The following is a 13,210-nucleotide window of genomic DNA, read 5'->3' on the forward strand; positions in this document are numbered from 1 at the left end:
ACCCGATTTCACATCATTGAGGAAAGGTTGTAGAACATTGCAAACGTACAAGAAGCGTGAAGAGATTCCAACCGAATATACATGGAATCTTGCCAGTATCTTCTCAAAAGACGAGGAGTGGGAACGCGATTTCCAAAGTATTCAACAGCGTCTGCCCGAGCTAGAGGCACTACAGGGTACCATTGGCGCAAGTGGCCCCGCGCTGCTCAAAGTACTACAAAAACGCGATGAGATTTATGAAGCGCTCGAGAAGCTGTATGTCTATTCCTCCATGCGCAAGGATGAAGATACCACGAACAGCAAATACCTGGCGATGGCGGATCGGGCGATGCAGTTATTTGTGCGCACATCGACAATCGCTGCATTCATAGAACCAGAAATTCTGGCCCTCCCCCAGGAAACACTTAATCAATATATCCAACAGACACCAGGACTGGATCTCTATAACGTCCAGCTTGATGATCTGAATCGCAAACGTCCCCATGTGCGTTCTGCAGAAGTTGAGGCTGTCCTCGCTGCCACAGGTGAGGTCACCGATGCACCTGATGCGATCTTCTCAATGATCGCCAATGCCGATTTAAAGTTACCGACAATTCGTAATGAAGAGGGAGAAGAAGTTGAACTGACACAGGGCAACTATCTGACCTTTATTCGCAGTAAGAAGCGGAGCGTACGTAAGGAAGCCTTTGAGGCACTGCATAACACCTTCCTGAAACAACGCAATACTATCGCTTCGACACTGGCGGCACAGGTCAAGACGGATATCTATTATACCCGTCAACGCAGTTATAGTTCCAGCCGCGAACGCGCCCTGTCACGCTATAACATTCCTGAAAGCGTCTATGACAACCTCATCTCAACGGTTGGTGAACATATTCCATTGCTCAACCGCTATATGAAATTGCGTAAGCGCATTCTGCAATTAGATGAATTGCACATGTATGACCTCTATACGCCTATCGTTGAAGAAGCAACAGATACAATCACCTATGCACAGGCGCAGGATATCATTGTGCAAGCGCTGGCTCCTCTAGGTGAACAGTATATCTCGATCCTCAAAGACGGTTTCGCCAAACGCTGGATCGATGTCTTCGAGACACCTGGTAAACGCGGTGGCGCCTATAGTGGTGGCGCCTATGGTACACAGCCTTTTATCCTGCTAAACTTTCAGGAGAAGCGCGAGAGCATGTTTACCCTGGCTCATGAGTTGGGACACTCAATGCACTCGTATTTCACGCGTAGCAATCAACCTTACCAATATGGCGATTACACCATCTTCGTGGCTGAGGTAGCTTCAACCCTCAACGAAGGCTTGCTTACCGAATATCTGTTGAAAAACACCAACGATAAAGCGGTACGTATCGCCATTCTCAATCATTCACTGGAGGATATCCGCTCTACGCTCTTCCGCCAGACGATGTTTGCTGAATTTGAGCAACAGATTCATAGTCAGGCAGAAAATGGTGAAGCCCTGACCGCCGACGCCTTGACTGACATGTATAGTGGACTGAACAGAAAATACTATGGTGATGAAGCCATCATTGACGATCTGATTGGCATCGAATGGGCACGTATTCCTCACTTCTACTACAACTTCTATGTCTATCAGTATGCGACAGGAATCTCAGCTGCCTCGGCACTGGTTCATCAGATTCTGACTGAAGGTGAGCCAGCGGTCAAACGCTACCTGAACTTCCTCAGCTCTGGTTCATCGGACTATAGTATTGAATTGTTGAAAAAAGCCGGCGTGGATATGACCACACCGGATCCTGTGCGCCAGGCCTTCCAGTTGTTTGAAACTCATCTTAATCAAATGGAAGAACTATTAGGCTAATTCCTTATACCAGTTACAAAAAAGAGGCGTCATGTGTGTTCAGGCACATGACGCCTCTTTTGTAGTTTCTGAAAAACCCTTCAATTGCCTGTGATGAATACACATCCACATAATACAACTAATTTTCTTTAAAGCAGAGGTTAAATGTATACGTTTATCCTTTCAGATCAGTATCATATGAGAAGGGCACGGGAAACCAAAACCCTGACCGAACAAGTATGTAGACAACTTCATTCAAAGGAGATTAAACATATGAGTGACCAGTACGAAGAGAAAAAAGATCTTGGCGACCAGGGTGCAGAAGATACTTTGAAGGGCAAGCTGAAACAAGCTGCTGGCAAAGTACAGAGCGCTGTTGGTAAGGCTACTGATAATCCCAAAACAGAGGCTCGTGGCGATGCCAAACAGGTAGAAGGCAAAACACAGAATACCGTTGGCCATACCGAGAGAAAAATCGACAACACTCTGGATCCCAATAAATAAAAAGTAGTCTTACCCTCACAGATAAGAAAACTACTTAAACTACATAAAGAAAAGCCACCACATCATATGGGTGGCTTTTCTTTATGTGAAAAAAAAGGGCTAGCAGGCGAACGATGTTCTTTTGACTCTTGCGCTGCCAGGAACAAAAAGAGAACCGGGGCCCTTAGCCCCGGACTCAAATTGAAAGGCTACCAGCCTTCATAATGCCACTCAGGCATATGAAGTGAGCCTGGATGCTAGGGATTCACCCACTGGCGGCGTCCATCTTTACGAATCAACTTATCCGCTTCTTTAGGACCCCAGGTACCTGTAGCATATGGATAAACGGTATCAGGATCCATCTGCTTCCAGGTATTGGTGATACTGTCAATGATACGCCAGGATTCCTCAATTTCGTCACGTCGAATAAAGAGAGTAGAATCTCCGAGAATACAGTCAGCAATCAAACGCTCATAGGCTTCTGGTAGTTCGATGCCGAATACGGTCCGATACGAGGCATCCAGATCTATAGTTGCCAGATCATTGGCTGCACCAGGCACTTTTGCGCCAATCTTAAGTGTTATTCCTTCATCTGGTTGAATGCGCAGAACTAACTGATTGGGCTGCATATTGCCTATCTGATCAGTCGTGTAGAGCTGATGTGGCACACGTTTAAACTGAATGATAACCTCGGTGCTACGCTTAGGAAGGTGTTTACCGGTACGAATATATATCGGCACATCAGCCCAGCGCCAGTTCTCAATGAATAATTTCAATGCAACATACGTCTCAGTGGTGGATTTCGGATTAACGCCTTTCTCTTCTTTGTAACCCACCACAGGCTTACCATCTTCTTCTCCTGCCGTATACTGGCCACGAACCGTACGTTCTTGCACTTGCTCTGGCGTCAAGGCACTGATAGCCCTCAGGACTTTCACTTTCTCATCCCGAATATCATTAGCAGAAAAATCTGCCGGAGGCTCCATCGTAACCAGAGAGAGAATTTGCATCACATGGTTCTGTACAATGTCTTTGATCGCGCCTGAGGCTTCATAATACTCAGCACGACTCTCAATTCCCAGACTCTCTGCGACCGTAATCTGAATATGATCAATATACTTTTGATTCCAGAGTGGCTCCATAATACTATTGGCAAAGCGGAAGGCAATAATATTTTGCACAGTCTCTTTACCCATATAGTGATCAATTCGGAAAATCTGGTCTTCATGAAAGACCTTGCCAATCTCCGCATTGAGGCTCTGTGCTGAGGCTAAATCATGGCCAAACGGTTTCTCTGTGATAATATGGACCCAACATTTCTTGTCATTGCCATTTTGCGCCCGGGGTTTGGCCAGTCCGGCCTTACCAAGGTGGGCAATAATTTCTGGATCAGTATCGGGTGGAGTCGCCAGATAAAACAAACGGTTCCCACCAGTATGTTGCTCTTTATCCAGGGTATCCAGCAGTTGCCCCAGGCGTTGATAGCCAGCATCATCATCAAAATCAGATTGGCAATAAAAGAGACGCTGAGCAAAGGCTTGTTTATCCGCAGCTTTTAGCTTATCATCGGCTGGCATATATTTATCAAGTGACTCAAGCACCATCTTGCGCCATCCGTCATCACCAAGAGGACGACGAGCAAAGGCAACAATACAAATAGTCTCGGGTTGGGGATGATCATGAATGAGATGAGCCAGGGTTGGCAATATTTTGCGTTGAGCCAGATCGCCGGTAGCGCCAAAAAGCACAATAGCACATGGCTCAGGACTATGACCATTCTGCCAGATAGTATGCTTTTTCAGCTTTGGAGCATCCTGTTTTACTTCAGCTTGTTGAGTCATAAAATGTTCTCCTCAAGAATACTAAACAATCGTCCACAATATCCATGCCTGCCTATTTTACAGAACCGTGCCAGACACCAGAGAGGCATATATATCTATGATGTATACGAAGCACACGCATAACATTTTGACACTTTATCTTTTTTCCTAAAAAACTGGCTTCTGGCTCGATAACTAAAACTGTAAAGTGTCTTTCTATCTTTACCCGATCTTCACCCAGAAACACATCACTATAGACAAAAGCAAAGGGAACTACCAACCATGGGTTATACACAGTATGATTTGACAATTATTGGTGGCGGTTCTGCAGGATTGACGGCAGCCCAGGTTGCTCATTCATTAGGGGCGCGCGTCCTTTTAATTGATAAGGAGCGCCTGGGAGGCGATTGCCTGTTCTCTGGCTGTGTCCCAAGCAAAAGCTTACTTCATGTGGCACGTATAGTTCACCAGGCTCAGACATCTGTCCGTTCAGGATTGCTAGCCGGAGATTCTGCATCGGTAGATATGGAAAAAGTCAGCCAGTATATTCAAGAGGTGATTGGCCGCATCGCGATAAACGAACAGGCGTACACAACAGGCGTTGATGTGGCATTTGGCAAAGTCACCTTTGCATCGCGCACAACGCTCAATTTAGATGGACGCAAGATTACAACCCGGCATACTTTGATTGCCACCGGTTCACGGCCAGCGATTCCTCCACTTCCAGGATTGGAAAAAATCACCTATCTTACCAATGAATCTGTTTTTGATCTTCAGCAATTGCCAGCATCGCTGGTCATTATTGGCGGTGGACCGGTAGGGATAGAATTGGGGCAAGCATTTAACAGGCTCGGGACGCAGGTGACCATTCTCCAACGTGCGACATGCATCCTCCCACGCGAAGAAACAGAGGTATCAGAAGCCCTGACCAGACTTTTACGTACCGAGGGCATAACGATTCATACCGGGATCAGAATCAAAGAAATCAAACAGGCGGGACCCAAAAAAATCATCATTCTCCAGCAGGGAGAACAGGAACGAGAGATTGCTGCAGATGATATTCTCATTGCAACTGGACGGAAGCCAGTTGTCACAGATCTCAACCTTGAAGCAGCGGGGGTGGCTTATACAGAACAAGGTATCCAGGTTAATGACTATCTGCAAACGACCACGCCCAATATCCTGGCACTTGGGGATGTGCTGGGTGGCTACTATTTCACTCATGTTGCCGCATACCAGGCCGGGATCGCGGTTCGGAATGCCTTACTGCCATTTGGAAAAAAGAAAGTTGACTATCGCGTTGTGCCCTGGTGTACATTTACCGATCCCGAAGCAGGTCGACTTGGTTTAACCGAGACGGAGGCCCGGACACGCTATAAACATGTTCAGGCGCTTCATTTCCCCTGGCAGGAAATAGATCGAGCACAGACGGAAAATGAGCGGGATGGCTTTATCAAACTTATCCTGGCTGGCAAAAAACAGGAAATAGTAGGTGCTCATCTGATAGGTGCGCACGCAGGTGAATTGTTAGGTGAGATAGCACTGGTCATGAAGCTGCGCCTTCCGATCAGTGCTATCTATCAGGTGATTCACCCCTATCCAACCTATAGCAGCGGTCTACAACAGGCAGCCTTCAATGCATATCTACAAAGCAAGAATGCCAGCACTAACCGCAAACTCATCCGCACTATCTTACGTTTGCAAAAATACTATCCTTAAAATAAAGTTGAGAACATCCAACCACTGGAATATGACTCCCGCAAACAAATCTCAGGATGCTGCAATTTTTTTACGCCGTGGTGCACTTTGATAGGCATGCTTTAAAAATTGCAGCGGTGGACTGGCCAGGACAAGAGCGAGTAAACCGCATAAGATAAATGGTAAGAGAAGAGCCATGGTAAGCGAAGCAATTAGTTGAACATGCAGAAGGGCAAGAAAGAGAAACTGTAGCACGACCAGCAGGGCCAGTGAGCCGCAAGAGGTAAAGATGGCGATGGCCTTCCAGCGCGTCTGTAGTCGCTGGCTCAGGACCTTTTGGCGCAGGGCAGATTGCTCGGAGATGCTTAGTTGCAAAGCAGCGACCTGTCGTCGCTCCTCATCGAGCAATTGTCGCTCTGTATTCAGGGTTTCCGCCATCCGCTCGACTTCGCGTTTCAGATGCATTGTCTCACCGAGATAGCGATCTCCATCAGCACGAGCCTTCGCTTCTACCATCCGGGTAAATTTTAATAAAGGTTCAGGCGTTCCAGTATTTGTATCGGTTAAGGTCCGGGCAACCTCTTCAATGCGCATCTGCAATGTCTCATCGACTGTTTGTTCAAAGCGCAGCAAGAGATCTTGATGAGCAGTTTTCAGGGCTGTATATTCCCCGGACAGGTGATTACGCTCATCCATGAGTTCAAGCAAATGGGTCTGGTAATGAGCAATCTCTTGCTGCTGACCATCATGAATAACCGCGATATCCTCGTCAAATCGACATTGCATCTGTTCCTTTTCACTGCCTAGCTTTTGTAATTCGAGACGCAAATCTTCAATGCCAGCTTGCAGACGCCGATTTTCCTCGCGCAACTGCACCATTTGCCTCCAGGTAAATTTAGTCGTTGAAGCCTCGTTTCCCAATGAAGGCAAAACATCGGTATTCTTATCGGCCTGCTTCTGCTGTAGAATATTTTGACGCCGTTCATTCAAAGCAATACGATGGTCAAACGTACGCGGAAGCTTCTCTAAAGGCTCTGTCGTTTGTGTAACTTCTTCGGATGAAAACATTTTTACCTCTATCTCCTTATTATCAGCAAAAACTTACGCCGATGATAGTGCCCAGAATGCGACAATATTATTGGGCGCTGCTTGTAATAGATTATGCACGTAAGTTCGCAAAGATTCAAGGGCTAAAATAGGCGAATACCAGCGGGAACGGCTTCACACCTTGTTTCGGCACAGTAAGAATCTGCATGCTTTAAGCGCTTGAGTATTTTATGCACTGCTAATAGCAAAAAAAAGGATTTAAATAAAGGATGCGGTATGAGAAACCGTGCAGAGAACTCGGATCCGAGTTCTCTGCACATATCACTATCCAATTAGAGCGGACGATGACGTTCGGGCAGGGCATCTAGCAAGTGTTTAGCAAGGAATGTTTGGATGACAAGATCATATTGTAGCGGATTCCAACCATATGCTCCACAGTGAACCTTCGCGTCAGCAAAGTACGTCTCCAACGGAGCACCACAGGCGGCGGCCTCAGCTTTAATCTGATGGGCATGCTCAATGGGGATAAGATTATCTCCAGAGGAATGAATTAAGAGGATGGGAATAGGATGATATTGTAAGATTTTTCTTGAACGTTGCTTCCAACGCTTGAAACTACTATCAGGACGCGCAACCACAGTAAAGCCAAACCGTAATCGAAAGACGATACGACTCATGCTAACAATACTCCAGGCAAGTATAGTTACCAGCGATTGCGGCAATGGCCGAAGTGGATAGCGTAAAATCCATTCATCGACCAGGCGAAAGGCAACCAGACGGCGCAGAATATCATCTGAGCGTGCATAAGGGCTATCAGCAATAATAGCTACGACATTCGGGTGAGGGGTAGTCAGTAATGCAACCGCCGCTCCCATGGAAAATCCATGGATGATTATTTTGCCAGGCATCGTCTCTGGCTGGATGCCGGCCACAAAGATGGCGGCCTCCATATCACGTACCTCAGCATTACCGGCGGTAGTCATGACACTTTCACTATCCCCATGTCCACGAAAGTCGAAAAAAAGGACATTATAGCCGCGCGCGTATTCCAGTTGCGCGACCGGCCGGAGATGGGAACGAGAAATGCGATATCCATGGCACAGAATCACTGTCGGAGCCAGAACCGGCTGAGCCCAGAAATCACCACACAACAAAGTACCATCAGAGGCATTAAACAGTAAGGAACGCTGCGCCTGTGGCGGAGGTTCATCCAGTGAAAGTGGGGGCATGCCCCATTCAAACGCGCCTTCAGGCAGTGGACTATGTGGACGAGAAAATTCTTTGACAAAGAAATGTGCTACAAGTGTCAACCCACTGGCTACAGTAAGTCCCAGGATGCTTGCTGTACTTGTTGCGAGCCCAACGGCCCATCGATGTTGCCCAGCCATAGCAATCGTCTCCTTCCAGGTAATGATCAAGCTGGATCACCGATTATCATACAAATGTCAACCAAACACAGGGAGGTACAGTGAAGAAGGGAAACAGCATACATTCCATCTGCGTTTCAGTTCTTCACCGCACAAATAGTAGCTCAGTTTACCTGTAACACATCCTAGTTACCGGTTCCAGCCGATGTCATCGTTTGCATCTCTTGCGGAGAAGTGGTATTTCCAATCATGTCTGCTACTATTTTACCTGAACTCATGACTCCAGGGTAAACCCGCACCGGGATGAGTTCCGGCTCCGGCAAAGTAAAGATTGGAAATATCTTCGCTCACATTGTGAGGACGGAACCAGGCAGACTGTGTCAGGATCGGCTCGACAGAGAAGGCGCTTCCCAGATAGCTGTTGAGGGTATCACGGAAATGGAGTGGATCAATAGTATGCTCGGTAACAATATGTTTGGAGAGATCCGGCATATAACGTTCTTCCAGATATTGGACAATCGAATCACGATAAGGTTTCACCATCGTAGTCCAATCTGTATTTCCACCTAGATGCGGCACAGGCGAAAGCACATACCAGGCATCGTGACCTTCAGGAGCCAGTGAAGGATCGGTCGCGGTCGGACGATGCAAGTACAGGGAAAAGTCTTTCGCCAGTATTTTGCGCTTAAAAATATCATCCAACAGGCCTTTATAGCGTGGTCCCATCAAAATTTCATGATGCGCCATATTCTCATACTTACGGTCTGTACCAAAGTACAGCACAAAAAGCGACATAGAATACTGCATGTTTTTCAGTTTTTGATCGGTATTCTTCTGGCGATATCTGGCTTGCACCAGGTTCATATACGTAAAGGCTACATCTGCATTACTGACAACGATCTGGGCCGGAAAGAACTGTCCATCACTGGTACGCACGCCCTCAGCTTGCTTATTCTGCTCATTAATCACAATTTCGGAAGCTTCAGTATTCAGATAAAGTTTTCCCCCCATCTCCTCAAACAACTTCACCAGGGCTCGAACCAGTGCTCCTGTACCACCCATAGCAAACCAGACACCAAAGCGCTGCTCCAACGTATGGATCAAGGCATAGATCGAGGTACTCTGAAACGGATTACCACCTATCAGGAGTGGATGAAAGCTAAAGACCTGACGCAAACGCTCATCTTTAATATATTGATTGACAAAACTTGCCACAGATTTCTGAGCTTGTAAACGAACCAGGTCAGGAAGCACTTTGGTCATGGATCCAAAGGTTGTGAATGGTTGATCGATCAATTCAAAACCAGTCTTAAAAATCTTCTCGCCCGCCCGGGCAAAACGGAGATACCCTTCCTCATCCGCTGAATTGAATTCCCGAATTTGCCGTAAAAGATTTTCGCGATCGCTATTATAACGAAAAATAGAGCCATCTTCGAAACGAATATTATAAAACGGATCGATAGGAATAATATCAACGTAATCTTCGGTCTTTTTTCCACATAAGGCAAATAAATCATGGATCAGCCATGGAGCAGTAATAATAGTCGGACCACCATCAAAGGTAAAGCCATCTTGCTCATACACATAAGCTCGTCCACCCGGCTTGTCACGTTTCTCAATCACTGTTACTTGATGACCCTGGGCCTGCAAGCGAATCGCTGCTGTCAGACCACCAAAGCCACTACCAATCACGGTAATATTCATGAATGACTCCTCTATATACATTATATCTGTATTCTGAAAATATCGAATCTCATCGTATGCTTATTTTTCTGCGGGCAATCCTCGACTGTGCTCATAAAGCACTATAGAGACGTTGTGGTTCTATCAACAGGGTAGGTTGAGTACAAAAAAAATCACGTCACCACCAGCAGAAACGGGTGTTCAGGAAAAACTCTCCTTGCATTAGTATGATACAATGATATCACTTGCATAGATATTGTAAAAAGTACACTAAGTCACATAGCGCTAACGGAAGAAAGGGAGATGTTATGAATCGTCGTGCCCCCAGTTTGCATCCGGATTGATGACCGATATGTATCATCCAGACTCAGCGTATGTCTCATGGCGTACAGGTCAGAATGGACTCACCACTTTTGATCTCTACACGAGAAAAGCCCCATTTGGGGGCGCTTATTTACTGGTAGCGGGTATTGAGGCTGCGGTTGAATTTGCCCAATCCTTTCGCTATACAGATGATGAATTGAAGTTTCTGGCCCATATTCGCGATTATGATTCCGCATTCCTGGATGAACTGGCGGAACTACGCTTCACAGGCGAGCTTCTCGCAATACCTGAAGGCAGTATTGCTTTTCCCCATGAACCCATCTTACGCGTGACTGCGCCATTCCGAGAAGCAATTCTTCTGGAGGCCGGTTTACTACAGGCAGTTGGACTCTCAACCTTAATCGCGACCAAAGCTTCGCGCATCGTTTATGCGGCCGAGCAAGGGCACCCTCGCCGTGTATCTGAATTCGCCTTCCGCCGTGCGCAAGAGCCAATGACTGTCGCCCGTGCTGCATATATAGGCGGCTGCTCAAGCACCTCACTGCTGAATGCGGCTTATGAATATCGCCTCCCCGCGACTGGCACTGTCCCGCATGCATTGATTGAGATGTATCCGACTGAACAGCAGGCCTTTGAGGCTATCGCCGAGGCCTATAATCGCTATACCCTCTTGCTGGACACCTATGATGCACGAAGGGCCATCCTTACAGCCATTGAGGTCGGACTACGCTCCCAGGAGACGCTGGGACATACGCTGGCAGCAGTACGGCTGGACAGTGGCGATCTGGTGGCGGATACAATTTATGTGCGTGAACAGCTGGATAAAGCAGGACTGCATAGTGTACGCATTCTGGCCAGTGGCGATCTGGATGAATGGAAGATCCAGGAACTCCTGCAAGCTGGTGCGGCCATCGATTCTTTTGGAGTCGGAACTGCACTGGGCAGTGGCGCGGGCTCGGTCGAACGTCAGATCGAGGGTGGCTCACTGGGAACTGTGTACAAAGAAGCCTGGTATGTTGATGAGATTGGTACAGAGTATCCCAAAATTAAAATAGCTGGAGCCAAAAGCACCTGGCCTGGGAAGAAAGAAATCTATCGCCATCCGAACTGGCAAGAAGACGTTATTCAACTGTCCCATGAGCCACGACCTGATAATTATCACCGCCTCCTCAAGCCAATCATGCGCAATGGTGAGATAGTTCCCGGTAGCCTGCCACCACTTTCAGAGATCCGCGAACTTGCTCAATATAACCTGAACTTACTACCAGAACACTATCGCCAGTTGACAGTCGAAGATCCCTATCCAGTGCGCTTCAGCGAAGGTCTGCAATCATTGCGAAAACAAGCCATTGAGATGGTTGGCAGTAGCAATCTCAATGACAGCAAGCTTGCATAAACATTTTCATGTATTATTTCTGATAATGGTAAAAATTATCAGAAATAAACACATACGATTGAAGAATGTTACATGTGCTTTTTGCAGTAATATTCTTCAATCGTATGTCCCCCATTGTGTGGTCCATGCGACCAGCCCGAATAGAACAATTGGTATCTCCAGCCACAGGTGTGCCTCCAGAGATATGTTGTGCGTTACAAGAGTAGACATCAAAAAAATTTCGATAAAGGCAGTTTTTTGTGACAGATACAAATATGCATTATTCAGCACCAGCGGATACCCGTTCAGACACCGTGATCTGGACGCCACCATTTCTGCTTTTTTTTGCTGCGCTACTCGGACTGGGACTCAGCGTTGCAAGCCTGGTAACTCATATCTGGCTTAATAGCGGTATATACTCAGTGGAGCAGATAGGCATAGCCTGCAGCGCAGTTCTACTACTTACCTGGCTGGTAGCGCTCGTATCCGCCCGTTCATGGTGGATACGAGGTGGAGCAGCGTTTGGTTGTGTGTGGGCCCTCTGCATGCTTGGCCAATTCTGGCTCAGCAGACATGGACACGGTACGCAAGATGCAATTATGCTTCAAGTACGTGCCTCCGCCAATAGTGCACTCCTGGCCAGCATGCTCTGCCTCTCAATTGGCCGTATACGTCTCAAGCTCTGGGATGCGATCGTGCTGTGGCTCTTGCTACTCGTCTTCTGCATCTATCTCGCCTATAGCTATTTTAAAGTCCCGGGTGGCGAAAGTTCATTGCTGTTTGTTGAAAGCAGAATCATTCCAATCGCCCTCTATGTAAGCACGGCTCTCTGGTGGCTCCGCCCTTCTTGCTGGCGAGATCAACCAGGACCAACATTCCTCTTTGGACTGACGCCCATCATGCTGTTTTTCCTCTTCAGGTCTGATACCCTGAACACCGAGCAAAATGTTTTTTTCTTGCAGGTATTTTTCCTTTGCCTGCTGTTGGGAGCCATACGCATTTTACAAGGCGAACGACGCTCAGCCAGCAAGGCAAAAGAGAAAGAAGTTATCCATTCAGACCATGTAACGCAAGAATAATGAGAACTGCACTTAAACCATTATTGAGAAAGTGCAAGAAAAATCCTGGCCAGTAGGAACCGGTCCATAACCTTAGCAATGCCAGCGCAACACCAATGCAAAACAGCACGGGAAATGAGGCCGGATCCCCATGGGCAACACCAAAAATTAAGGCGCTCATGATGATTGCTACCCAGAGTTGCATACCATTCTTAAGCCCCATAAAAGAAAAACTCCGGAAAAATACCTCTTCACAAAATGGTGCAACACACACGGCAGTGAAAAGCGAAACATAGGTGGTGATGGGAGCAACCCGTGCCGGTGGAGGATGAGTTGATCATTTGTTTGCAAATGCAAGTGAAACGTTGTGATTAAAAATGAATAGGCCTGATTAAGCAAAACAATCAAGATGAGAAAACCAAGTACAAGAAGAGCTGTTGTGCCGATATTAAACCTGCGGAAACCCAATAAATTCCACACAGAACGTTGGTCGTGTTCGGGCTCTTTTCTGGCACGCCGGGCATAGTAAAAAGGGGCTATCA

The 13,210-nt window shown here is 47.0% G+C and carries 9 protein-coding genes and 1 pseudogene; 5 read left to right on the forward strand and 5 right to left on the reverse strand.

Annotated elements, in window-relative coordinates:
* The first annotated feature begins 37 nt into the window (after window positions 1-37).
* Both pepF and KDW_RS00970 read left to right on the forward strand, forming a co-directional pair.
* The gene (pepF, locus tag KDW_RS00965; RefSeq protein WP_151754236.1) at window positions 38-1,834 is read left to right on the forward strand and encodes an oligoendopeptidase F; all 1,797 of its coding nucleotides are present in this window, start codon (window positions 38-40) and stop codon (window positions 1,832-1,834) included.
* A 252-nt stretch (window positions 1,835-2,086) separates the two neighbouring features.
* A complete protein-coding gene (locus KDW_RS00970) occupies window positions 2,087-2,317 on the forward strand; it encodes a CsbD family protein (protein ID WP_151754237.1) in 231 nt (76 codons plus the stop codon).
* A gap of 236 nt (window positions 2,318-2,553) precedes the next feature.
* On the opposite strand, the gene zwf is transcribed toward KDW_RS00970, so the two are convergent.
* Window positions 2,554-4,137: a glucose-6-phosphate dehydrogenase gene (gene zwf / locus KDW_RS00975; protein WP_151754238.1), complete on the reverse strand. Its 1,584-nt coding sequence runs from the start codon at window positions 4,135-4,137 to the stop codon at window positions 2,554-2,556.
* Between the two features lie 261 nt (window positions 4,138-4,398).
* Here zwf and KDW_RS00980 point away from each other — a divergent pair, with 261 nt between their 5' ends.
* Entirely contained in the window at window positions 4,399-5,835 is a 1,437-nt protein-coding gene (locus KDW_RS00980; RefSeq protein WP_151754239.1) for a dihydrolipoyl dehydrogenase family protein, read from the forward strand.
* A gap of 51 nt (window positions 5,836-5,886) precedes the next feature.
* Here the strand turns inward: KDW_RS00980 and KDW_RS00985 are convergent, their stop codons facing one another.
* The 3 genes and pseudogenes from KDW_RS00985 to KDW_RS00995 form a co-directional block, all read right to left on the reverse strand.
* Window positions 5,887-6,882 carry a hypothetical protein gene (locus tag KDW_RS00985; protein ID WP_151754240.1) on the reverse strand — a complete coding sequence of 332 codons (996 nt, stop codon included), beginning with the start codon at window positions 6,880-6,882 and terminating at the stop codon, window positions 5,887-5,889.
* Between the two features lie 311 nt (window positions 6,883-7,193).
* Entirely contained in the window at window positions 7,194-8,249 is a 1,056-nt protein-coding gene (locus tag KDW_RS00990) for an alpha/beta hydrolase (RefSeq protein WP_151754241.1), read from the reverse strand.
* A 164-nt stretch (window positions 8,250-8,413) separates the two neighbouring features.
* A pseudogene (locus tag KDW_RS00995) lies at window positions 8,414-9,932 on the reverse strand (phytoene desaturase).
* 322 nt (window positions 9,933-10,254) lie between these two features.
* Between KDW_RS00995 and KDW_RS01000 the strand changes: the two are divergent.
* Both KDW_RS01000 and KDW_RS01005 read left to right on the forward strand, forming a co-directional pair.
* Window positions 10,255-11,631, forward strand: a complete 1,377-nt coding sequence (locus KDW_RS01000) for a nicotinate phosphoribosyltransferase (RefSeq protein WP_151754242.1) — start codon at window positions 10,255-10,257, stop codon at window positions 11,629-11,631.
* A 239-nt stretch (window positions 11,632-11,870) separates the two neighbouring features.
* Window positions 11,871-12,689: a hypothetical protein gene (locus tag KDW_RS01005; RefSeq protein WP_151754243.1), complete on the forward strand. Its 819-nt coding sequence runs from the start codon at window positions 11,871-11,873 to the stop codon at window positions 12,687-12,689.
* Here the strand turns inward: KDW_RS01005 and KDW_RS01010 are convergent.
* Complete coding sequence (locus KDW_RS01010; protein WP_151754244.1) at window positions 12,658-12,972, reverse strand: CPBP family intramembrane glutamic endopeptidase; 315 nt, start codon at window positions 12,970-12,972, stop codon at window positions 12,658-12,660. The two genes, KDW_RS01005 and KDW_RS01010, sit on opposite strands and share 32 nt — an antisense overlap.
* Between the last annotated feature and the right edge of the window lie 238 nt (window positions 12,973-13,210).

The organism is Dictyobacter vulcani, from assembly GCF_008974265.1.
Lineage (GTDB): Bacteria > Chloroflexota > Ktedonobacteria > Ktedonobacterales > Ktedonobacteraceae > Dictyobacter > Dictyobacter vulcani.